Below are 21,197 nucleotides of genomic sequence, written 5' to 3'. Positions count from 1 at the left end.
GCACGCGTGATTGCAACTTAGCGCCCCGCGATGGAGATTGCCGCCGGTGTCTCCTCCCCGCAGCTTCGCCCTGATCTACGGCGCCCAGTTCCTGGGCATCGGCGCCATGACGCCCTTCCTGCCGGCCATCCTCGCCGAGGGCGGGCTGACCGCCGGACAGGTGGGCGGGGTGATGGCGGCGGGCTCCGTCATGAAGCTGATGGCCGCCCCGGCGGGCGGGCGGATCGCCGATGGCGCGGGCGACGTGCGCGTCATCCTGGCGATCGCGGCGGTGGTGGCGGCCGCGGCGGCGATGGGCTTCGGGCTCGTGGCCGGGCTCGCTTTGCTGCTGGCCGTGCAGGTGGTGCATGCCATCGCCGTCGCCCCGGTGGTGCCGCTGACGGATGCCCTGGCGGTGGGCGCGGTGCGGAACCACGGCTTCGACTATGCGCGCGTCCGCGCGTCGGGCTCGATCACCTATATTATCGGCGCCGTGCTCGCGGGGCAGGCCGTGGCCCTGGGCGGGCCGCGCATGGCGGCCTGGATCCTGGCGGCGGCCCTGATCGCGACGGCCGGGCTGGCGCTGCGCCTGCCGGACGGGCGGCGGCCGGGGGCCAAGGCGAAGGGCTCGCTCTGGGCGCCGCTGCGCGAGCCGGGCTTCGTGCGGATTCTGGTCATCACCGCGCTGATCCAGGGGAGCCACGCGCTCTATTATGCCTTCTCGACCATCCATTGGCAGCGGGCCGGACTGGGGACGGGCCTGATCGGCGCGCTCTGGGGCTTCGCCGTGGTGTCGGAGGTGCTGCTCTTCCTTTATGGGCGCGGTTTCGTGCTGCGGCTGGGCGTGCGGGGCCTGGTGATGCTGGCGGCGGCGGCGGGGGTGCTGCGCTGGTGCGTCTTCGCCGTCACCACCGAGCCGACGGTGCTCCTCCCCGTGCAGATCCTGCATGGGGCGACCTTCGGGGCCATGCATCTGGCGACCATGCAGGCCCTGCTCGGCCTGCCGGCGACCGTGGGTGCGCGGGCGCAGACCCTGGTCGCCTCGGCGGTGAGCGCCACCTCGGGGGCGCTCATGTGGGGCAGCGGCCTCCTCTACGCCGCGACGGGCGGGCACGCCTTCTTCGCGATGGCCGGGCTTTGCGCGCTGGGGTTCGCCCTGGGGCTCGGGATCCGGAAAGCGGGCTGAAGCGCCCTCCCCCGCCTATGTCTCCAGCTCGACCAGGAACTCGCCCTTCGGCCTGGGCGTGAAGGACACGAAGCCCTCCAGCAGGAACACCTTGAGTTTCGAGCGCAGCACCGTGTCCAGCAGGTGGTCGGGCGTATCGATCCCGTCGACGCCCCCCTTGAGGATCCCCGCCTCGTCCAGCGCCTCGGCGATGTAGCTCGCGCAGTTGCTGCCGGCCGCGCGGTACACCGGGGCGCGCGAGCGCAGATATCCCCAGAAGGACCAGAGGCTCCGGGCGGCGGCGGGGCTGACATCGAAGACGGCCAGCACGGAGCGGCAGGGCTTGGCCCGGGCGCTCTTCATGTCGACGTATTCCGGTCGGCGGGCCGAGAGGAGCGGATAATCCATGACGACGCCCTCGGTCGAGACGATGCTCCGAAGCAGGCCATCGCGGCCGGAGGCGTAGAATCCGAAGGGCGCCCCGCCGGGCAGGACCGCATCGACATGCCCGAGGTTCTCGGAGGGGGTGGAGGTGCTCGCCTTATATCTCAGGATGAAGCCCGCCATGGTCTGGTCGACCGTCACTTTGCCCATTGTGCCTCCTCTTCGACGGCCTGCCCCCTCGGGGCATCGCCGGTGTCGGCAAGCTTGTCCGCGACGGAAGGTGCCCGCACTATTCCCCTCCTGGGGATGGGCCTTCCGTCCGACGCCGAGCGGGAGCGCGACGAGTGACAGCCAGGACGCGCCGCCTCCGGCAGGAGCTGACGCTGCTCTGCCAGGCCGGGCTGGGCATCGAGCTCATCGCCCCCGAGGTCTGCCGGCTGCTCCGCGCCCTCGTGGGATGCGAGGCGGCGGCCCTCTTCTGGCTGGACGCGGAGGGCATGCCGCTCGGCTTCTTCCACGAGAACTCGCCCGCCTCCGCCCGGGAGCTCTTCGCCAATGAATTCGGGCGGCTCTTCGTCGGACCGGGGGAGATCAATGTCTTCCTGCTGGCGCAGCGCGGCTCGATCAGCCTGGGCAATCTGGCGCGGCCCGATGCCGGGTACTACCGCTCCAACACCTTCAATCTCCTGGTGCGCGCAAGCGGGCATCACCACACGCTGGACATGCGCATCGACATCGACGGCCGCACGCGCTTCGTCGTCCTGCTGTTCCGCGAGCAATCCTCGCCCTTCGAGCAGGCGGATGCCGCCATCCTGCAATCCGCCGCGCCTCATCTGCGTGAGGCGGCCCGTCCGGAACGGGGCGAGCTCCGCTGGAATCGCGCGGCGGTCTCCGGCCATATGCTGGTCGACCGGACGGGGCGGCGCCTGCTCCTGGTGAGCACGGAGGCCGAACTCCTGCTCCGCGACAGCAACCTCATGGGGCAGGGCCTGCGGATTTCCGGGCCGGCGGAGCAGCCGCCGCGTTTCGTGCAGGATCTCTGCGCGCAGCTCGCTTTGGTTCCGCAGGCGGGTTGCGTCCTCCAGGTGCCGGCGGGCCGGCTCGTGGCGCGCTGCAGCCTGATGCGCCCCTCGATGCCGCCCAGCGTGCCCGCACCGGCGGAGCAGGTCCTCGTCACCCTGGAGCTGGAGGTTCCCTCCCAGCTGAGCGCGCTGCGCCGCGTGATGGGGCTCACCCTCTCCCCCCTGCAACAGAGGATCGCGGCCTATGCCGCGCTGGGCGGCAGCCGCAAGGAGTGCAGCATGGCCCTCGGCGTCAGCAAGGAGGCGCTCAAGAAGCACCTGGCGGTCATCTATGACGCCGCCGGAACGGCATCCTGGGAGGCGCTGCAAAGATCGCTGGGATGAAAGGCGCGATCGGGGGTAAATTTTTCTTGCCGGCGGCCCGCGCCGAAGAGGGAGAGATACCGCCGTCCCGGACCGAATCTTCCCTACGGGAACAAGGGCGTGCCCTTTTCCGCATCGCGAGGCACCCATGCAAAAGGAGCGGAATGGCGGTTGCCGGCCAATCTGCCCCCGTGATCCACAACCGGTCAGCCATGGCGGCGGCCCCCCGACCGGGATAAAATGACCTCACATGAACAGCATCCCACCTTCTGACGGCCAGGCCCTCTTCGGCCTCGGCACGCGCCTGCCGCCCGCGAGCCTCGAGGCGGAGCAGGCGCTGCTGGGCGCACTGCTGGCCAACAACAAGGCCTATGAGCGGGTCAGCGAATTCCTCGAGGCCGAGCATTTCGCGGACGCCATCCACGGCCGCATCTACACCGCCATCCGCCGCCGCGTGGAAAACGGCCAGCTCGCCGACGCCGTCACGCTGCGCCGCGAGTTCGAGCACACCGGCGACCTGACCGAGGTGGGCGGCCCCGCCTATCTGGCGCAGCTGCTCTCGGCCATGGTCGGCATCGTCAATGCCGGCGAATACGGCCGGCTGATTCACGACTGCTACATCCGCCGCCAGCTCATCGACCTGGGCGAGACGGTGGTGAACCGCGCCTTCGGCTCGGAGCCCGAGCTGGAGGGCAAGGAGCAGATCGAGGCGGCCGAACAGCTCCTCTTCGACCTCGCGACCGAGAAGGCCGCCGAGGGCGGTGCCATCACCTTCGAGAAGGCGCTGACGCGCGCGGTCGAGATCGCGGCCAAGGCCAAGGAGAATGGCGGCGGCGTCTCGGGCCTCGCCTCAGGCCTGCGCGACTTCGACGCCAAGATGGGCGGGCTGCACAATTCGGATCTCATGATCCTCGCCGGCCGCCCCGCCATGGGCAAGACCGCGCTCGTCACCAAGATCGCCTATGGCGCGGCCCAGGCCCTGCTGAAGGAAGCCCAGGAGACCGGCCAGCGCACCGGCCAGGTCGCCATCTTCTCGCTGGAAATGAGCGCCGACCAGCTCGCCAACCGCCTGCTGTCCGAGGCCAGCCGCATCCAGGGCGACCGCATCCGCCGCGGCGAGATCAGCCAGCGCGAGTTCGACCATTTCGTCGGCGTGAGCCGCGAGCTCTCGCAGCTGCCGCTGCTGATCGACGACACGCCGGCCATCACCCTCTCGGCGCTCCGCACGCGCTGCCGCCGCATCCAGCGCACGCGCGGCCTGCGGCTGGTGGTGGTGGACTACCTCCAGCTCATGCGGCCCGCCGCCGGCACTCGGCCCGAGTCGCGCGTGCTGGAAATCAGCATGATCACCCAGGGCCTGAAGGCGATCGCCAAGGAGCTTTCTTTGCCGGTCATCGCGCTGTCCCAGCTCTCGCGCGCCGTCGAGCAGCGCGAGGACAAGCGGCCCCAGCTGTCGGATCTGCGTGAATCCGGCTCGATCGAGCAGGACGCCGACAGCGTGATGTTCGTCTATCGCGACGAGTATTACCTCAAGCAACGCGAGCCCAAGATCACCAACTTCCCCGACGACTCCAAGTTCCAGGACGCGATGACGCGCTGGCAGCAGGACATGGAGCGGGCGCACAACAAGGCCGATCTCATCATCGCCAAACAGCGCCACGGCCCCACCGGGACCATCCCGCTGTTCTTCGAGGCCGAGTTCACCCGCTTCGGCGACCTCGACACCGAGCATGTGCAAAGCTATGGCGACTGAATGTCGCAGGGCCTGCTGACCATCGATCTCGGCGCCATCGTGCGCAACTGGCGCAAGCTCTGCGCGATCCACGCGACAGGCGCGGTCGCGGGGGTGGTGAAGGCCAACGCCTATGGGCTGGGCGCCAACCGCGTCGCCACGGCGCTGCGCGATGCCGGCTGCCGGCATTTCTTCGTGGCCCAGCCGAACGAGGCCATCAGCCTGCGCAAGGCCCTCGGCCCCGGGCCGATGATCGCCGTGCTGGGCGGCTTCGCCCAGGCAGCGGAGTTCGACGTCACCCCGGTGCTCAACAGCTTGGCGGATCTGCGCGCCTATCAGGGGCCGGCCATCCTCCAGGTGGATACGGGCATGTCGCGCCTGGGGCTCGATGCCTCGGAGCTGGACGCCCTGGCCCGCGATCCCACGCCCTTCGAGGGGGTGGAGCTGCTCTATGTGATGACGCATCTGGCGGCGGCGGACGAGCCGGACCACCCGCTCAACGCGGTGCAGGCCGATCGCTTCGCCGAGATCTGCCTGAAGCTGCCCCGTGCGAGGCGCAGCTTCGCCAATTCCTCCGGCATCTTCCTCGGCGGGCGCTATGCGAGCGACCTCGCCCGGCCCGGCTGCGCGCTCTACGGCATCAACCCCACGCCGGGACAGCCCAATCCCATGGAGCCGGTCCTGCGGCTGGACGTGCCGGTGCTGCAGCTGCGCAGCATCCCGGCCGGGGCGACGGTGGGCTATGGCGGCAGCTGGATGGCTTCGCGCCCCTCGCGCATCGCGACCATTCCGGCCGGCTATGCCGACGGGCTGCATCGCGCGATCAGCGGCAAGGGGCATGGCATGCTCCGCGGCCGCATGGTTCCCATGGTGGGACGCGTGTCCATGGACCTCATCACCTTCGACGTGACCGAGGTGCCCGAGGCCCAGCCCGGCGACCTCATCGAGGTGCTCGGCCCCTCGCAGGACGCGGATTGCCTGGCGGATATCGAGGGGACGATCGGCTATGAGGTCCTGACCTCGCTGGGCAACCGCTACCGGCGCCGGTACGTTTCGGCATGACCCGGTTCCTGGACTTCCTCGCGCTGATCGGGCGCGCGCTGATTTCGACCTGCCATACCCTGGGCAACGTCTCGCTCTTCGCGCTGGCGGGCGTGTCCCATGTGGTGCGTCCGCGCTTTCCCTTCCGGCAGTTCTGGCAGCATTTCGTCGAGATCGCCTATTTCTCGCTGCCGGTGGTGGCGCTGACGGCGCTCTTCACCGGCATGGTGCTGGCACTGCAAAGCTTCACCGGCTTCTCGCGCTTCAATGCCGAGAGCGCGATCGCCTCCGTCGTGGCCCTTTCCGTCACACGCGAGCTCGGGCCCGTGCTGGCGGGGCTGATGGTGGCCGGGCGCATCGGCGCGGCCATGGCGGCCGAGATCGGCACCATGCGCGTGACCGACCAGATCGATGCGCTGACCACGCTCAGCACCGATCCGATGAAGTATCTCGTCGCGCCGCGGCTGCTGGCGGCGACGCTGGCCATGCCGCTGCTGGTGGTGGTGGCCGATATCCTCGGCGTCTTCGGCGGCTTCCTGATCGGCACGGTGAAGCTGGGCTTTCTGCCGCAGCTCTATCTGATCCGCACCTTCGACGTGCTGCAGACCATGGATGTGATGAGCGGCCTGGCGAAGGCCGCCGTCTTCGGCTTCGTCATCGCGCTGATGGGCTCCTGGTGCGGCTATAACAGCAAGGGCGGCGCGCAGGGCGTGGGCCAGGCGACGACGCGGGCGGTGGTGGCCTCCTCCATCCTGATCCTGGCGCTGGACTACGTGGTCACCGAGGCGTTCTTCAGCCGATGACCCCTCGTGACCTCGGAGAACGGGACAGCGTGAATCGGCAGGGCGAGGGCATCCCCAAGATCCGGCTGCGCGGCCTGCGCAAGGCCTTCGGCGGCAAGGTCGTGCTCGACGGCGTGGACCTCGACGTGCATGCGGGCCGATCGATGGTGATCCTGGGCGGCTCGGGCTCGGGCAAGTCGGTCACGATCAAGTGCATCCTCGGGCTGATCGAACCGGATTCGGGCCTCATCGAGATCGACGGGCGCGACGTGTCGAAGCTCTCGCGCGACGAGCGCGCGCAGATCCTCGACCGCACCGGCATGCTCTTCCAGAATGGCGCGCTCTTCGACAGCCTGCCGGTCTGGGAAAACGTCTGCTTCAAGCTGCTGGCGCAGAAGCGCATCACGCGCAACGCCGCGCGCGACAAGGCGGCCGAGGTGCTGGCACAGGTCGGCCTCGCCGCCAGCGTGGGCGACCTCTCGCCCTCCGAGCTCTCGGGCGGCATGCAGAAGCGCGTGGCCCTGGCGCGCGCCATCGCCGCCCAGCCCGACATCATCTTCTTCGACGAACCGACCACGGGGCTCGACCCCATCATGGGCGCGGTGATCGACGGGCTGATCGTGGATTGCGTGAAGAAGCTGGGCGCCACCGCCTTCTCCATCACCCATGACATGGCGAGCGCGCGCCGCATCGGCGACGACGCGGCGATGATCCACAAGGGCAGGATCGTCTGGACCGGGCCGGCCAATGCGCTCGGCGATACGGGCAATGCGATGGTGGACCAGTTCGCGCGCGGCGAGCGCGAGGGACCGATCCAGATGGAATTGCGGAAGTAGCCCTCCCCTGCACCCCGGTGCAGGATGCGCGCAAATACCACGCGGAGGGAGGCTACCATGGGCTACGTCATCATCGCCTGGGACGGCACGGACAAGGAGGCGCTGGACCGGCGCATGGCCGTGCGCGACCGGCACCTCGAGGTCATCACGCGCTGGGCGAAGGAGGGGCGGATGAACCTCGGCTTCCCGACCTTCCGGCCCGATGGCTCCATCGCCGGCTCCATCATGTTCCTCGACGAGGACGAGGTCGGCGCGAAGGAATATCTCTCCGACGAGCCCTTCGCGCGCGAAGGCGTCTGGCAGAGCTACGAGGCCCGTCCCTTCCGCATCGCGCCGCTGGAATACCAGCCGCTGCCGAGCGGCCCGACGCCCAGCAAGCCCACCCACACCGTCGTGATCGCCGAGGATGGCGAGGGCGTGCTGGCCAAGCGCCTCGCCGTGCGCGGCGCGCATTTCGAGCGCGTCTCGGGGCTGGCGAAGGACGGCACGCTCCTGCTGGGCGGCGCGCTGCTCAATGCGAAGGGCGAGATGGTCGGCTCCATCGCCATCACGAAGCATCCGACGGAAGAGGAGGCGCGCGCCTTCTGGGCGGAGGACCCCTATGTGAAGGAGGGCGTCTGGCAGAAGATGCAGTACTTCACCACGCGCTTCGCGCCGCTGCCCTACAAGCCTTTGCCCCGTCCTGAATGACCCGTCCGGAATGATTTCTTGAGCGCCACGCTCGCCGGCATCGGCGCTCTCGTCCTCTGGGCCTTCCTGGCGCTGCTGTCGCGTCTGGCCGCGGGGGTGCCGCCGCTGCAGCTCACCGCGATGAGCTTTTGCGTCGCAGGCGGGCTCGGCCTCGTCATGCTGGCGCTGCGCGGGCAGCTCGGCGTGCTGCGCCAGCCGCCGATCGTGTGGCTGCACGGGGTGGGCGGGCTCTTCGGCTATCACGCGCTCTATTTCGCGGCCCTGGCCTATGCGCCGGCGGTCGAGGCCAATCTGCTCAACTATCTCTGGCCGCTGCTGATCGTGCTGCTCTCCGCGCCGATCCTGGGACTGCGGCTGGGGCCTCGGCGGCTGGTGGGGGTGGGGCTCGGCTTTCTCGGCACCGTGGCGCTGCTCGGCAGCGGCGCGCAGTTTCCGGCCGGGGCCTGGTTCGGCTTTCTCTGCGCGGTGGCCTGCGCACTCACCTGGTCCGTCTATTCGGTGACGGCCAGGCGCCTCGCCGCCGTGCCGACCGAGGCGGTGGCCGGCTTCTGCGCGGCCTCGGCCGTGCTGGCGGGCGCCGTGCATCTTGCCTTCGAGCCGACCGTCCTCCCCGATGCGCGGCAGGGGCTCGCCGCGCTGCTGCTGGGGCTCGGGCCGGTCGGCGCGGCCTTCTTCCTGTGGGATATCGGCATGAAGCGCGGCGACCCGCGGCTGCTCGGCACGCTGGCCTATGCGGTGCCGGTGGCCTCCACGCTGTTGCTGATCACGGCCGGCCACGGCGCGCTGAGCTGGAGCGTCGCCGCCGCCCTCGTCCTGGTCACGGGCGGCGGCTGGCTCGCGGCGACGGCGAAGTAGCCCGCGCCCAGAGCGGGTACGTTCGCAAGGGCTCACTGCACCCGCTCTAGCATGTTGTTTTTCGAGCATCTTTATCCGCCCAAACGATTCCGTTTGAACGGATGATGCTCTAATCTGCCGGGCGGATCATCTCGAAGAGGCTGCTCACCTCGGTGTAGTCGCCACGATAGCCGCAGCGCGCGATGGGCCGCGCGCCGGCGGTGTCGAAGATGCCATCCTTGAGGAAGGCGCGCTGGATGTGCACGCCGGTGACCTGGCCGATGACCACATAGCTTTCGAGCTGCTTCCCATCGAGATCCTTCAGGCGAAGGACCTGCAGCAGCTTGCATTCCAGCGCCGCCGGCGCGGCGGCCACGCGGGGCGGCTTCACGCTGGTGGAAGGCGCGGCGTCGAGCGCGGCGAGCTCCATCTCGTTCACGCCATGCGGTACGCCGCGGCAGGTCTCGTTCATCGCCTCGGCCAGCTCGCGCGTGACGAAGCTGCAGACGAATTCCCCCGTTTCCTCGACGTTGCGCACGCTGTCCTTGAGGCTCTCGCTCGCGAAGGCGATGATCGGCGGGCGGCCGCTGAAGGCGTTGAAGAAGCTGTAGGGCGCGAGGTTCACGCGGCCCGCCTTGTCCACCGTCGTGATCCAGCCGATCGGGCGCGGCGCGACGATGGCCTTGAAGGGGTCGTGCGGCAGGCCGTGGCCTTGGCGCGGGTCGTAGAAATGGGTGTCGGACAAGGGGCGTTTCCTGCGGAGATGATGTTTTAATTCTTGCCCACTCCCCCGGCGACAGGAAGGGGTGGCCCGGCAGCAGGCGGCGGAGGATGCGGATGAAGATCGACGGGGCGTGCCATTGCGGCCATGTGACCTATGAGGCCGAGATCGATCCCGATCTGGTTTCGGTCTGCCATTGCACGGATTGCCAGACGCTGACGGGATCCCCGTATCGCGTCACCGTGCTGGTGCCGCGCGAGCGGCTGCGCCTCACCGCCCAGCCGCCGAAGCTCTACGCGAAGACCGGCGAGAACGGACGCCGCCGGCTGCAATACTTCTGTCCTGAATGCGGCACGCCCCTCTTCACCACTGGCGAAGGTGAGGACGCCGCCGAATGGGGCCTCCGCTGGGGCAGCATCCGCCAGCGCGCGGAACTGCCACCGAGGCGACAGATATGGTGCAGTTCGGCCCTCCCCTGGATCGATGGCGTTTCGGCCCTGCCCGGCCACCCCAGGGACTGATCAGGCCGCGTCCAGGCGCAGGATCCGCCCGCGCGCCTCGTCGGTGAGGAGGAGCAGACCGCCATCGGGCGCGAAGATCACCTGGCGCAGCCGCGCCTGGCCCCAGAGCAGGCGCTCCTCGGCGACGACGCGGTCGCCCTCCATCTCCATCCGGATCAGGCCGGCCGGGTTGAGGCAGGCCATGAAGAGGCCGCCGCGCCAGGCCGGCGGCGCATCCGCCGGGGCGAAGGCCAGGCCCGAGGGGCTGACGGCGGGCACCCAGTACTTCACCGGCTCGGCGATGCCGGGGCCCGAGGTGCGGCCGTTCGCGATCGGCCGGCCGGAATATTCACGCCCATAGGAAACCTCCGGCCAGCCGTAATTCTGGCCGGGGCGCAGGAGGTTGAGCTCGTCGCCGCCCAGCGGCCCGAATTCGGCCGCGAAGAGGCTGCCCGTCGCGGGGTTGAAGGCGATGCCCTGCGGGTTGCGATGGCCATAGGTCCAGATCTCGCCGCGATGTCCCGCCATCCCGACGAAGGGGTTGTCGCGCGGGATGCGCCCGTCGCGGGTGAGGCGCAGGACCTTGCCGGCCAGGTCGTCCAGCCGCTGGGCGCGCTCGCGTTCGTTGTACCGGTCGCCGCAGGTCAGGAAGACATGCGCGCCATCCGGGCTGAAGGCGATGCGCCCGCCGTAGTGATTGCGCCCGCGCGACTGGGCCGGCGCCGCATCCACCACGGCGCGGACCTCCGTGAAGCCATCCGGGCCGAGGCGGGCGCGATAGAGGCGCGTCAGCGCCCCGCCCTGCACCAGCGTCGCTGCGGCGAAGAAGACCTCCGACGTCGCGGCGAAATCCGGCGCGGGCCGCAGGTCCAGCAGCCCGCCCTGGCCGCTGGCCTCCACCTCCGGCAGTCCGGCCAATGACGCGGAGACCTGGCCGTCGCGGGAAATCAGCCGCGCACGGCCCGGGCGCTCGCTGATCAGCAGGCGGCCATCGGGCAGGAAGCCGCCGCCCCAGGGATGCTCCAGCCCCGTCGCGAAGGTGCGCAGCCGCAGGGGACCGCGCTGGGACGGGACGGTCTCGGTGCCCTGCGCCCGCGCGACGGCAGGAACGGCCAGGGCCAAGGGCAGAGGCAGGGCGGCGGCGAGCAGGCTTCGGCGGCGTAGCGGCATGCGGGTTCTCCGGTGACACAACGGACATGGGCACATTTCGTCACCTGCCACTGATTCGCAGCGGGGCGGATTTGCGATATTGCGGGGCAGATGTCTGGCCCCGCGGCGTGACGCGCCCCAACCACAGCCCGCCCCGTCTTCGGCCACGCACCCGCTTGGGCGTGCGGCGTCGCACGGTCGCGCGGCTGGAGCCGCTGCCCCCGGCCTGGCGTCCGGCCACGACCCGGCCGCGCTGGCGCTCGTCGCCGCCGGAGCGCCGCCGCCTGGGCTTCCAGGCCGCCATCCTGGGTTCGGTGCTCGCCCATCTGCTGCTCGGCCTGGCGCTCTATTTCTGGCCCGACCCGCGCAAGCCGCAGGAGACCCTGCCGCCGCCCACCTTCGACATCGTCTTCGAAGGCGGCCAGCCCCAGCAATCCGAGGCCGAGCCCACCGAGGGCGAACCGAGCGAGCCGCAGCCGCCCGAGCCCCCCTCCATGGCCGAGGAGCCGCCGCCGCCCGAGGCCCCGCCGCAGCCCGGCCTGCCGCCTCCCCCGCCGCCCGCGCAGCAGACCCTCCCGCAGCCCCCGGCCCCTCCGCCGCCGAGCCCGGTGCCGGCGCCGCCCATGCCGATGCCTCCGGTCCAGCAGGCCCTGCCGCTCCCGCCGCCGCCGGTGCCCCCGCCCACGCCGCCGGTCCAGCAGGCCGAGCCCGCGCCGCGCATGGAGGGCACGATCGACCTCTTCGCGCCGCCGACCGCGCTGCGCCTGCCCGACCGCCTGTCCGAAAGCCTGCCACCGCCGCCTCCCCCTCCGCCGCCGGCCCCGCCCCAGACGCAGCAGCGGCCGCCCAGCCAGCAGGCCCAGCCGCCGCGGCCGAATCTTCCCGGCATCTGGGCGCCGGGCGGTGTGCAGCTCGGTCAGCCGCCGACGCCCCCGGCGGGACGACGCCAGGCGCGCGGGCTGGATCTGACGGTGGATCCGCGCCTGACCGAGGGCCGGCCGTCGCGCGATCCCTCGGTGCGAGTCTCGGGGGCCAATGTCGGCGCGGACTGGCGCGCGGCCTTCCGCCGCTGGCTGGACCAGAACATCCACTACTCGCAGCAGGCGATCATGCGCGGCGAAGATGGTCAGGTGCGCGTGCGGATCATGGCCGCGCCGGATGGAACGGTGCGCGGTGTGCAGCTGACGGGGCCTTCGACCTCGCCCTCGCTGAACTTCGGGACGACTTATCCCTTTAACGGCGCGCGTTTGCCGGCCTTCCCGCCCGGCTCCGATCCCAACGTCACCATCGACCTGACGGTGAACTACGTGCTGCTGCGGGGCGGTCGCTAGCCCATCCGGCGGCCTCCACCGAGCGACTTCGCGCCCGTCAAGACTGGCCGGCGGGCGTTAAGTGATTCATAAGCCGCGCAATTCCTTTGGCGCTCATTCGAAAGCGCTGAGCCAAGGCTTTTCCACAAGTTTCTGGCGACTCGGGATAATCCAGGGCTTGTGTGTCAAGCCCCGGTTTCGCTACTCTATGTGGTATCAGGCGAGCGGGATCTAGGCAAAATGGATTGGACGACGGAATCAATCGACCGCCTCCGTGCCCTTTGGGCCGAAGGACATTCGACCGCTGAGATCGGGCGCCGCATGGGCGTCTCGAAGAATGCCGTGGTCGGCAAGGCGCACCGGCTGCAGCTGCCGGCCCGGCCGAGCCCGATCCGGCGCGACCCGGCCGCGCCGCGGCCCGTCGCCACCGGCCGCCGGCCGACCCTGCCGCCGCTGCGCGCAGCCATGCCGTCCGTGCCCCGCCGCGAGGAGCAGCCGCGGATCGTTGTCGCCGCCGCCCCGGTCGCGGTGCCGCCGCCGGCGCCCAAGCCGGTCGCGGTGGTGCGCGCCTTCCCGCGCGTCAGCACCAAGACCTGCTGCTGGCCGCTGGGCGAGCCGGGCACCGAGGGCTTCCACTTCTGCTGCGCGGGCGCGATCGCGGGCAAGCCCTATTGCTCCGAGCATGCCTCGCTGGCCTATGTCCGCGTGAAGGATCGCCGCGAGGACGCCGCGTAATTTCCCACCCTCGGAGGGCGGGAGGCGTCTTCGCGCCTCCCTCCTCTCTTGGTACGGTCGCCCTCTCCTGACGTGAAGGCGGCGGCCTGCGCCCGAAAAATCAGCCATGACGCTCCAGGGCGTGCTTCTCCAGCTTTGCGCCCTGATGATCTTCGTGGTGATGGACACCACGCTGAAGCTGCTGACGTCCGAATTCTCCGTCGTGCAGATCATCTGGGCGCGCTTCTTCTTCTCCTTCCTCACCGTCGCCGCGCTGATGCGCATCACCTCGGGCCGGTTGCCCTGGCGGTCGCGCGCGCCCGGGCTGCAGGCGCTGCGCTCGCTGCTGCTGATGGGCTGCAGCCTCATCTTCACCTGGGCGCTGTCGCATATCCCGCTGGTCGATGCGACCGCGGTGGGCTTCGCCTCGCCGCTCATCACCGTGGCCCTGGCGGCCCTCATCCTGCGCGAACCCGTCTCGGCCCGGCGCTGGTGCGGGGTGGCGCTGGGCTTCCTGGGCGTGATGGTGGCGCTGCGCCCGCCCTTCCTGACCGGCGCGCCGCTGCACTGGGCCTACCTCCTGCCGCTGGGCACCGCGACGATGTTCGGCTTCTACCAGATCCTCACCCGCAAGCTGGCCGCGCTGGACGACAGCCGCGTCACCATCCTGCACACCGGCGTCGCGGCCGCGATCGCGACCTCGCTGATGCAGCCTTTCGTCTTCGTCGCGCCAAGCGCCTGGGAATGGACGGCGCTGATCGCGGTCGGCGTGCTGGGCGGGATCAGCCATGGGCTGCTGGTGCTCGCCTATGCCCGCGCCCCGGCGAGCCTGCTGGCGCCGCTGTCCTATACCCAATTGATCTGGGCGAGTTTTGCCGGCGTGATCGTCTTCCAGGACTGGCCGGACGGCGTGACGCTGCTGGGCGCGGCGATCATCGCGGCGGGCGGCCTGCTCACGGCGCTGCCGCAACGAACCAAGGCGCGCGGGGAAACTTCGTCATCATAAAGCGGTTGCGTGTCCTGGGGGCGAGGAGTAACCCGGACGCACCCGCGGACCAGAGGGACTAGTCACATTTCCATTACCGGCCTTTCGGAGGGTGAACGGGCCCACCCCCGCGCATCGCTGGACGCAGCCTCCGTGCGCGACGCCTATCGCCGTTGGGCAGGCGTCTACGACATTGTTTTCGGGGGAGTTTCGGCTTTCGGCCGGCGGAGCGCCGTGGCCGCGGTCAACCGTCTTTCCCAGGTTTCGGGCAATCGCGTGCTGGAAGTGGGCGTGGGCACCGGTCTGGCCCTGCCGCATTATCGGCGCGACCTGGACGTGGTGGGCATCGATCTCTCCCGCGAAATGCTGCTGAAGGCGCAGGAGCGCGTGACGCAGGAGCGCCTTTCGGCCGTTCACGGGCTGCTGGAAATGGACGCGGAGAACACGGCCTTCGCCGATGACAGCTTCGATATCGCGGTGGCGATGTTCACCGCCTCCGTCGTGCCGGACGCGAAGAAGCTCTTCGCCGAGATGTCCCGCGTCGTGCGCCCCGGCGGGCATCTGCTGTTCATGAACCACTTCGCCGCCGATTCCGGCTTCCGCTGGTGGCTGGAGCGCAGCACGGCGCCGCTGGCCCGCATTCTCGGCTGGCACCCCGACTTCATGCTGAGCGACCTGCTCGACCGCGCCGAGGTGACCATCGAGCAGATGGAATCCTGCCCGCCGCTGTCGCTCTTCACGCTTGTCCAGGTGAAGAATCCGGGCTGATCGCCTCGATCTGATGCCGCGCGGGGTCCCGGGCCGGGATCGAGCCCGACTCGATCGTTTCGATCGATTTCTTCCAGGCTTCACAGAAACGCCACGCCCCTCCTCCGCCGGTCGCGGAGAGGCCAAATACTGAACAGCTGTTCATTTCTTCATATTTTCAATGAAATCAAGCCTTTGTTGTAATGAGGCTTGTAATGCGCCGCAGCACGGACGAAGCTGTCTCCATGGCCACAGGCGTGCGCATCGACGAAGACGAAGTGGTGGAGCTCGCGGAGATGTTCCGCCTGATGAGCGATCCCACGCGCCTCAAGATCATCCTCGCCTGCCTCGATCAGCCCGTCTCGGTCGGCGCCACGGCCGAAATGCTCTCCATCTCGCCCAGCCTGGTCTCGCATCACCTGCGCCTGCTGCGCGCCGCCCGCCTGCTCCAGGCCGACCGGCGGGGAAGGCAGGTCTTCTACATGGTCGGCGATCCGCATATCCGCTCCATGCTGACCGATATGGTCGACCACGTCGCCGAAGGCGGCGAGAGCGAGCTCATTGAAGCGGGCTGAATTCGCGGAAATACAATGCTCCCGCGCTGCAGCGAGGCTTGTGGCGGCTTTTTCCAGCTTCTATGGTCCGGGCGCGGCGCGCTCCATTCGCCCTTGGCTCTCCTCCCGGATTTCCGTGGAGCGGAAGGACGCGATACGCTTGAAAATGGCGGCCGATGGGGTTGCCGGGCGACCCCCCGACCGGGCGTCGCCTCCAGTTGTAGGGCAGGGTGCGACGGCGTGATCGGGCGTATCAAAAGAATTCTCGGAATGGCGATGCTCGCGGCAGCGGGCTTTGCATCGGCCGTCAGCATGGGCTCGGCACGCGCCGATGACATGGTCGGCGCACCGCATGCCTGGGGCCTCGGTCTCCAGACCGCGGGCGGGCCGATCAAGGAGCGCATCCACGACTTCAATGATTTGCTGCTGTGGATCATCGTCATCATCACGATCTTCGTGGCCGGGCTTCTCGCCTATTGCCTGTGGAAGTTCGACCGCAAGCGCAACCCGGTCGCCTCGCAGACGAGCCACCACACCGGCCTGGAGATCGCCTGGACGGTCATCCCCGTGCTGATCCTGCTGGTGATCGCGATCCCGTCCTTCCGGCTGATCTATTACGAAGATCGCGCCCGCGACCCCGATCTCACGATCAACGTGACCGGCCGCCAGTGGTACTGGAACTACGCCTTCCCCGGCGAGAACGGCACCGGCGGCTTCAACTTCGACAGCCGCATCGTCGCCGAGGCCGATCTGAAGCCGGGCGATCTGCGCAACCTCACGGTGGACGAGCCCCTGGTGATCCCCGTGGGCCGCTCGGTCCGCGTCATGACCCATGGCCAGGACGTGATCCACAGCTTCTTCGTCCCCTCGCTCGGCGTGCAGCGCTACAGCATTCCCGGCCGCACGATCGAGACCTGGATGCAGGCCGACCACGTGGGCACGTTCTACGGCCAGTGCAATCAGATCTGCGGCGTCAACCACGCCTATATGCCGATCGTGATCCGTGCGGTTCCCCAGGCCGAGTTTGACGCCTGGGTGGCCAGCGCCCGCACGCGCTTCGCCGACAATGGCGGGGCCCCGGCCGTGGCCGCCCTCCCCGCCGCCAATGCTCCGGTCCAGCTCGCCGCGCGTCAGTGACGCGCGGCCTTCGGGCCTCGATCCGCTTGCTTTGAACACATTCGCCCGTCCGCGGACGGTCTACTGAACAGGAAAGGTGACCCTCGACATGGCCAGTTCCGCCGATGCGCATGGGCATGATGACCACCACGACCACCACACACCTGGTTTCGTGAGCCGCTGGTTCTTCTCGACGAACCACAAGGACATCGGAACGCTCTACATCATCTTCTCGCTCTTCGCGGCGATCATCGGCATCGGGCTCTCCTTCCTGATGCGCCTTGAGCTGCAGCAGCCGGGGATGCAGATCTTCACCGACGGGCAGATGTGGAACGTCTACGTCTCCGCCCACGGCCTGATCATGGTGTTCTTCGTGATCATGCCGGCGCTGATCGGTGGCTTCGGCAACTGGTTCGTGCCGATCATGATCGGCGCGCCGGACATGGCCTTCCCGCGCCTGAACAACATCAGCTTCTGGCTGCTCGTCCCCGCCCTCCTGCTGCTCGCCGGCTCGATGTTCGTGGGCCAGGGCGCCGGTGCGGGCTGGACGATCTACACCCCGCTCTCCGACGACCAGTACCAGCCGGGCATGTCGATGGACATGGCGCTCTTCGCGCTCCACCTCGCCGGCGCCTCGTCGATCCTGGGTGCGGCCAACTTCATCACGACCATCCTGAACATGCGCGCCCCGGGCATGACGCTGCACAAGATGCCGCTCTTCGTCTGGTCGATGCTGGTGACGGCCTTCCTGCTGCTGCTGGCGGTGCCCGTCCTCGGCGGCGCGATCACCATGCTCATCACGGACCGCAACTTCGGCACGGCCTTCTTCAAGCCCGAGGGCGGTGGTGACCCGCTGCTGTTCCAGCACCTCTTCTGGTTCTTCGGCCACCCCGAAGTGTACATCATGATCCTGCCGGCCTTCGGCATCGTCAGCCACGTGATCTCGACCTTCTCGAAGAAGCCGGTCTTCGGCTATCTCGGCATGGCCTATGCCATGGTCGCCATCGGCGTCGTCGGCTTCGTCGTCTGGGCGCACCACATGTACCAGTCGGGCATCGACGTCGACACGCGCGCCTACTTCATGGCCGCGACGATGGTCATCGCCGTCCCCACGGGCGTGAAGATCTTCTCCTGGATCGCGACCATGTGGGGCGGCTCCATCAAGCTGGACACGCCCATGCTCTGGGCCGTCGGCTTCATCTTCCTCTTCACGGTGGGCGGCGTCACGGGCGTGGTTCTGGCCAATGCTGGCGTGACGCAGATCCTGCACAACACCTATTACGTGGTGGCGCACTTCCATTACGTGCTGAGCCTGGGCGCGGTGTTCGGCATCTATGCCGGCATCTATTACTGGATCGGCAAGATGAGCGGCTACCAGTACTCCGAGAAGCTGGGCAAGATCCACTTCTGGATGACCTTCATCGGCGTGAACCTGACGTTCTTCCCGATGCACTTCCTGGGCAACCAGGGCATGCCGCGCCGCTACCCCGACTATCCTGACGCTTTTTGGGGCTGGAACCTGGTCGCCTCGTTCGGCGCCTACATCTCCGTCGCGGCCTTCCTGTTCTTCTTCTACGTCATCTACGACACCTTCCGCCGGAAGGTTCCCGCTGGCGCCAACTATTGGGGCGAGGGCGCGACGACGCTGGAGTGGCAGGTGAGCAGCCCGCCGCCCTTCCACACCTTCAACGAGCTGCCCCGCATCCGGTAGTTCCTCGGACGGACGGCTTTCAAAAGGGCTGCTTAGCGCCCCCGGCGGTTCCCGCCGGGGGCGTTCTGTTTTAAAGGCCTGTTTTACATGACGCCCGATTGCAGGGCGGGTCACGGAAACCGATATGAGCGACATGACGGCAAACGGTGGAGGTGGGGTGCCAGCCCCTTACGTTGCTTCCGCCGATTTGGGCGGATCGGAGGTGCGGGACTGGTTCACGCTGCTGAAGCCGCGCGTCCTCAGCCTCGTCGTCTTCACCGGTGTCATCGGCCTGGCGGTCGCGCCCGGCCATCTGCATCCCGTCCTGGCCGTGGCGGCCATCCTCTGCATCACCATCGCCGCCGGCGCCGCGGGCGCCATCAACATGTGGTACGACCGCGATATCGACGCGGTGATGCGCCGCACGCAGAAGCGGCCCATTCCCATGGGGCGAATCGGCGCCGACGCGGCGCTGGCCTATGGCGTCATCCTGGCCCTGGGCTCGATCATCCTGATGGGCCTGGCCACCAACTGGCTCGCCGCCGCGGTGCTGGCCGGATCGGTCGGCTTCTACGTCTTCATCTACACGATGTGGCTGAAGCGCCGCACGCCGCAGAACATCGTCATCGGCGGCGCCGCCGGCGCCTTCCCGCCGCTGATCGGCTGGGTCGCGGTGACGGGGCAGATCGACGCCGTGCCGCTCGTCCTCTTCGCCATGATCTTCATGTGGACCCCGCCGCATTTCTGGGCCCTGTCGCTTTGGGCGCACCAGGACTACCAGCGCGCCGGAGTGCCCATGCTGCCGGTCATCTCCGGTGCGCGCGAGACGCGCCGCCAGGTGGTGATCTACACGATCCTGCTGGTGCCGCTGACGCTGGCGCCCTGGCTGATGGGCTTCAACACGGTCGTCTACGGCGCCATCGCGGCCCTGCTGGGCGCGAATTTCCTGCGCCATGCCTGGCTTGTCTGGCGCGACGCGCAGGACGCCACGGGCGTGTCCCTGACCAACGACGCCCCCGCGCGGAAGTGCTTCAAGTTCAGCATCGTCTACCTCTTCGTCCTCTTCGGGGTCCTTGCGGCCGATCGGTTGATCCTCTCATGACCCCCGACGAAAAGAAGAATTTCGAGCGCCGCCGCCGCGGCCGGAACTGGGCCATCCTGGGCGCGCTCGCCGCGCTCTCGGGATTGTTCTACCTCATCTCCATGGTTCGTCTGGTCCGATGACACCCACCCGCCCCGACCCCGCCTTGCTCGCGAAGCGCAACAAGCGCGTGGGGCTGGCGGCCGCAGGCTTCGTCACCTTCATGGTCGGCGTCTCCTTCGCCGCGGTGCCGCTCTACACCATGTTCTGCCAGCTGACCGGCTATGGCGGCACGCCGATGCTGGGCACGCCCGCCCCCGGCGCGACCGCCGAGGCGCGCAGCGTCACCATCCGCTTCAACGCCAATACGAGCCCCGGCCTGCCCTGGCACTTCTCCCCGCAGCAGGGCTCGATGCAGCTGCGCCTCGGCGAGGAGGGCATGGCCTTCTACGAGGCCCGCAACCTGACCGGCCAGACCGTGAGCGGCGTCTCGACCTACAACGTCACGCCCGAGATCGTGGGGCGGTATTTCCACAAGACGGCCTGCTTCTGCTTCGAGGAGCAGGTGCTGGAGCCGAATCAGCGCGTCGACATGCCGCTCGCCTTCTGGGTCGATCCGAAGATCATGGACGATCCCCAGGCGCGCGATGTCCGCACGATCACGATCAACTACACCTTCTTCCGCAGCCTGAACGATGCGGAACGGGCCGGCGCGCTGGCCAATGCGGGCGAGCATGTCGGCGCCAACCCGCGCCTGCAGCGCTGATTCCGGCGGCCGGGCGCGGTCGAAAGCGCGCTAAGCCCCCGTTTCCGAGCGCTTATCGGCGCCCCTGCACCTTGATTCTCCGCGCGTTTCCATGGAAGGTGCGACGCAATTGGCCGGTGCTGACATGCGCCGGAGGGACTCTGCGCAGGATTGAGCATGGCCAGCACCGCCGAGGGGCACGCCCCGTATAAGCATCCCTATCACCTGGTGGATCCTTCCCCCTGGCCGCTGCTTTCCGCCTTCTCGGCGGGAGCCACGCTCTTCGGCGTCGTGCTCTTCGCGCACAACAACGTCCATTGGGTCCTGGGCCTGGGCTTCATGGCGCTGCTCGCCTGCATGTTCGGCTGGTGGCGGGACGTGCTGAAGGAGAGCAAGAACCCCTTCTTCCACACGCCGGTCGTTCGCCTGGGCCTGCGCTACGGCATGCTGCTGTTCATCGCCTCCGAGGTGATGTTCTTCGTGGCCTTCTTCTGGGCCTATTTCCACTTCGCGCTCTATCCGGAGCACGTGCTGAATTCGACGGCCAACATCTGGCCGCCCGCCGGCACCCTCACCTTCGACCCCTTCGGCCTGCCCTTCCTCAACACCATGATCCTGCTGCTCTCGGGCTGCACGGTGACCTGGGCGCACCACGCCCTGCTCGAGGGTGACCGCAAGGGCCTGGTGCAGGGGCTCGTCATCACGGTGCTGCTGGGCATGTCCTTCACGGCGCTCCAGGCCTGGGAATACGCGGACGCGCCCTTCGCCTTCCATGGCGGCGGCGTCTATTCCTCGACCTTCTTCCTGGCGACGGGCTTCCACGGCTTCCATGTGATCGTCGGCACCATCTTCCTCGCGGTCTGCATGTTCCGCGCGATGGGCGGCGGCATGTCGAAGGAGCGCCATTTCGGCCTCGAGGCGGCCGCCTGGTACTGGCATTTCGTGGACGTGGTCTGGCTCTTCCTCTTCGTCTCCATCTACTGGTGGGGCGCGGGCGAGATCGCCGTCCATTGACGATCCTTCGGGCCGGCTCTGCCGGCCCGAATTTTTTCCGGCC

General features: G+C 68.6%; 23 protein-coding genes. 20 read left to right on the top strand and 3 right to left on the bottom strand.

Annotated features, from left to right (window positions below; genetic code table 11):
- Positions 1-46: 46 nt before the first annotated feature.
- Entirely contained in the window at positions 47-1,165 is a 1,119-nt protein-coding gene (locus tag ACO057_RS08840; RefSeq protein ID WP_421990730.1) for an MFS transporter, read from the top strand.
- Between the two features lie 15 nt (positions 1,166-1,180).
- On the opposite strand, the gene ACO057_RS08835 is transcribed toward ACO057_RS08840, so the two are convergent.
- A complete protein-coding gene (locus tag ACO057_RS08835; RefSeq protein ID WP_421990728.1) occupies positions 1,181-1,738 on the bottom strand; it encodes a hypothetical protein in 558 nt (185 codons plus the stop codon).
- A gap of 134 nt (positions 1,739-1,872) precedes the next feature.
- On the opposite strand from ACO057_RS08835, the gene ACO057_RS08830 reads away from it, so the two are divergent.
- The 7 genes from ACO057_RS08830 to ACO057_RS08800 all read left to right on the top strand — a co-directional run bounded on the left by ACO057_RS08830 (position 1,873) and on the right by ACO057_RS08800 (position 8,849).
- A complete protein-coding gene (locus ACO057_RS08830; RefSeq protein WP_421990726.1) occupies positions 1,873-2,934 on the top strand; it encodes a hypothetical protein in 1,062 nt (353 codons plus the stop codon).
- Positions 2,935-3,163: 229 nt separating this feature from the next.
- Positions 3,164-4,666, top strand: coding sequence for a replicative DNA helicase (locus tag ACO057_RS08825; RefSeq protein WP_421990724.1), 1,503 nt, complete (start codon positions 3,164-3,166; stop codon positions 4,664-4,666).
- Positions 4,667-5,707: an alanine racemase gene (gene alr, locus ACO057_RS08820; protein ID WP_421990722.1), complete on the top strand. Its 1,041-nt coding sequence runs from the start codon at positions 4,667-4,669 to the stop codon at positions 5,705-5,707.
- Entirely contained in the window at positions 5,704-6,489 is a 786-nt protein-coding gene (locus ACO057_RS08815; protein ID WP_421990720.1) for an MlaE family ABC transporter permease, read from the top strand. The genes alr and ACO057_RS08815 overlap by 4 nt, the downstream gene beginning before the upstream one ends.
- The gene (locus tag ACO057_RS08810) at positions 6,486-7,304 is read left to right on the top strand and encodes an ABC transporter ATP-binding protein (protein ID WP_421990718.1); all 819 of its coding nucleotides are present in this window, start codon (positions 6,486-6,488) and stop codon (positions 7,302-7,304) included. Before ACO057_RS08815 ends, ACO057_RS08810 begins: the two co-directional genes overlap by 4 nt.
- 57 nt (positions 7,305-7,361) lie before the next feature.
- Positions 7,362-7,994, top strand: a complete 633-nt coding sequence (locus tag ACO057_RS08805; protein ID WP_421990716.1) for a YciI family protein — start codon at positions 7,362-7,364, stop codon at positions 7,992-7,994.
- Positions 7,995-8,012: 18 nt separating this feature from the next.
- Positions 8,013-8,849, top strand: a complete 837-nt coding sequence (locus tag ACO057_RS08800; RefSeq protein WP_421990714.1) for a DMT family transporter — start codon at positions 8,013-8,015, stop codon at positions 8,847-8,849.
- Between the two features lie 109 nt (positions 8,850-8,958).
- On the opposite strand, the gene ACO057_RS08795 is transcribed toward ACO057_RS08800, so the two are convergent.
- Entirely contained in the window at positions 8,959-9,573 is a 615-nt protein-coding gene (locus ACO057_RS08795; RefSeq protein ID WP_421990712.1) for a flavin reductase family protein, read from the bottom strand.
- Between the two features lie 92 nt (positions 9,574-9,665).
- Between ACO057_RS08795 and ACO057_RS08790 the strand changes: the two genes are divergently transcribed.
- Positions 9,666-10,070 carry a GFA family protein gene (locus ACO057_RS08790; RefSeq protein WP_421990710.1) on the top strand — a complete coding sequence of 135 codons (405 nt, stop codon included), beginning with the start codon at positions 9,666-9,668 and terminating at the stop codon, positions 10,068-10,070.
- Here the strand turns inward: ACO057_RS08790 and ACO057_RS08785 are convergent, their stop codons facing one another.
- Positions 10,071-11,219 carry a PQQ-dependent sugar dehydrogenase gene (locus ACO057_RS08785; protein ID WP_421990708.1) on the bottom strand — a complete coding sequence of 383 codons (1,149 nt, stop codon included), beginning with the start codon at positions 11,217-11,219 and terminating at the stop codon, positions 10,071-10,073. It abuts the gene before it with no gap.
- 161 nt (positions 11,220-11,380) lie between these two features.
- On the opposite strand from ACO057_RS08785, the gene ACO057_RS08780 reads away from it, so the two are divergent.
- From ACO057_RS08780 to ACO057_RS08730, 11 genes are all read left to right on the top strand, one after another.
- On the top strand, positions 11,381-12,529 hold the full coding sequence (locus tag ACO057_RS08780; RefSeq protein ID WP_421990706.1) for an energy transducer TonB: 1,149 nt from the start codon (positions 11,381-11,383) through the stop codon (positions 12,527-12,529).
- Between the two features lie 219 nt (positions 12,530-12,748).
- The gene (locus ACO057_RS08775) at positions 12,749-13,243 is read left to right on the top strand and encodes a GcrA family cell cycle regulator (RefSeq protein ID WP_421990704.1); all 495 of its coding nucleotides are present in this window, start codon (positions 12,749-12,751) and stop codon (positions 13,241-13,243) included.
- Positions 13,244-13,349: 106 nt separating this feature from the next.
- Entirely contained in the window at positions 13,350-14,228 is an 879-nt protein-coding gene (locus ACO057_RS08770; protein WP_421990702.1) for a DMT family transporter, read from the top strand.
- A gap of 213 nt (positions 14,229-14,441) precedes the next feature.
- The gene (locus tag ACO057_RS08765; RefSeq protein WP_421990700.1) at positions 14,442-14,975 is read left to right on the top strand and encodes a class I SAM-dependent methyltransferase; all 534 of its coding nucleotides are present in this window, start codon (positions 14,442-14,444) and stop codon (positions 14,973-14,975) included.
- 194 nt (positions 14,976-15,169) lie between these two features.
- Positions 15,170-15,529, top strand: a complete 360-nt coding sequence (locus ACO057_RS08760) for an ArsR/SmtB family transcription factor (protein ID WP_421990698.1) — start codon at positions 15,170-15,172, stop codon at positions 15,527-15,529.
- Positions 15,530-15,778: 249 nt separating this feature from the next.
- On the top strand, positions 15,779-16,645 hold the full coding sequence (gene coxB, locus ACO057_RS08755; RefSeq protein ID WP_421990696.1) for a cytochrome c oxidase subunit II: 867 nt from the start codon (positions 15,779-15,781) through the stop codon (positions 16,643-16,645).
- Between the two features lie 88 nt (positions 16,646-16,733).
- Positions 16,734-18,335: a cytochrome c oxidase subunit I gene (ctaD, locus tag ACO057_RS08750; RefSeq protein WP_421991162.1), complete on the top strand. Its 1,602-nt coding sequence runs from the start codon at positions 16,734-16,736 to the stop codon at positions 18,333-18,335.
- Between the two features lie 124 nt (positions 18,336-18,459).
- Positions 18,460-19,416: a heme o synthase gene (locus ACO057_RS08745; protein ID WP_421990694.1), complete on the top strand. Its 957-nt coding sequence runs from the start codon at positions 18,460-18,462 to the stop codon at positions 19,414-19,416.
- Complete coding sequence (locus tag ACO057_RS08740; protein ID WP_421990692.1) at positions 19,413-19,538, top strand: hypothetical protein; 126 nt, start codon at positions 19,413-19,415, stop codon at positions 19,536-19,538. The genes ACO057_RS08745 and ACO057_RS08740 overlap by 4 nt, the downstream gene beginning before the upstream one ends.
- On the top strand, positions 19,535-20,161 hold the full coding sequence (locus ACO057_RS08735; protein ID WP_421990690.1) for a cytochrome c oxidase assembly protein: 627 nt from the start codon (positions 19,535-19,537) through the stop codon (positions 20,159-20,161). The genes ACO057_RS08740 and ACO057_RS08735 overlap by 4 nt, the downstream gene beginning before the upstream one ends.
- A 156-nt stretch (positions 20,162-20,317) precedes the next feature.
- Complete coding sequence (locus tag ACO057_RS08730; protein ID WP_421990688.1) at positions 20,318-21,154, top strand: cytochrome c oxidase subunit 3; 837 nt, start codon at positions 20,318-20,320, stop codon at positions 21,152-21,154.
- Positions 21,155-21,197: the final 43 nt, after the last annotated feature.

Source organism: Roseococcus sp., from assembly GCF_965227005.1.
Lineage (GTDB): Bacteria > Pseudomonadota > Alphaproteobacteria > Acetobacterales > Acetobacteraceae > Roseococcus.
The sequence above is the reverse complement of the archived record's forward strand: the minus strand, read 5'-3'. Positions and strand labels throughout refer to the sequence as shown.

Bases quoted from the DNA above. Each gene is read 5' to 3' on its own strand.
- ACO057_RS08805 (WP_421990716.1), top strand. From the start codon at position 7,362: ATGGGCTACGTCATCATCGCCTGGGACGGCACGGACAAGGAGGCGCTG.
- ACO057_RS08790 (WP_421990710.1), top strand. From the start codon at position 9,666: ATGAAGATCGACGGGGCGTGCCATTGCGGCCATGTGACCTATGAGGCC.
- ACO057_RS08745 (WP_421990694.1), top strand. From the start codon at position 18,460: ATGAGCGACATGACGGCAAACGGTGGAGGTGGGGTGCCAGCCCCTTAC.
- coxB (WP_421990696.1), top strand. From the start codon at position 15,779: ATGGCGATGCTCGCGGCAGCGGGCTTTGCATCGGCCGTCAGCATGGGC.
- ACO057_RS08770 (WP_421990702.1), top strand. From the start codon at position 13,350: ATGACGCTCCAGGGCGTGCTTCTCCAGCTTTGCGCCCTGATGATCTTC.
- ACO057_RS08835 (WP_421990728.1), bottom strand. From the start codon at position 1,738: ATGGGCAAAGTGACGGTCGACCAGACCATGGCGGGCTTCATCCTGAGA.
- ACO057_RS08815 (WP_421990720.1), top strand. From the start codon at position 5,704: ATGACCCGGTTCCTGGACTTCCTCGCGCTGATCGGGCGCGCGCTGATT.
- ACO057_RS08785 (WP_421990708.1), bottom strand. From the start codon at position 11,219: ATGCCGCTACGCCGCCGAAGCCTGCTCGCCGCCGCCCTGCCTCTGCCC.
- ACO057_RS08740 (WP_421990692.1), top strand. From the start codon at position 19,413: ATGACCCCCGACGAAAAGAAGAATTTCGAGCGCCGCCGCCGCGGCCGG.
- ACO057_RS08775 (WP_421990704.1), top strand. From the start codon at position 12,749: ATGGATTGGACGACGGAATCAATCGACCGCCTCCGTGCCCTTTGGGCC.
- alr (WP_421990722.1), top strand. From the start codon at position 4,667: ATGTCGCAGGGCCTGCTGACCATCGATCTCGGCGCCATCGTGCGCAAC.
- ACO057_RS08760 (WP_421990698.1), top strand. From the start codon at position 15,170: ATGCGCCGCAGCACGGACGAAGCTGTCTCCATGGCCACAGGCGTGCGC.
- ACO057_RS08810 (WP_421990718.1), top strand. From the start codon at position 6,486: ATGACCCCTCGTGACCTCGGAGAACGGGACAGCGTGAATCGGCAGGGC.
- ctaD (WP_421991162.1), top strand. From the start codon at position 16,734: ATGGCCAGTTCCGCCGATGCGCATGGGCATGATGACCACCACGACCAC.
- ACO057_RS08735 (WP_421990690.1), top strand. From the start codon at position 19,535: ATGACACCCACCCGCCCCGACCCCGCCTTGCTCGCGAAGCGCAACAAG.
- ACO057_RS08730 (WP_421990688.1), top strand. From the start codon at position 20,318: ATGGCCAGCACCGCCGAGGGGCACGCCCCGTATAAGCATCCCTATCAC.
- ACO057_RS08825 (WP_421990724.1), top strand. From the start codon at position 3,164: ATGAACAGCATCCCACCTTCTGACGGCCAGGCCCTCTTCGGCCTCGGC.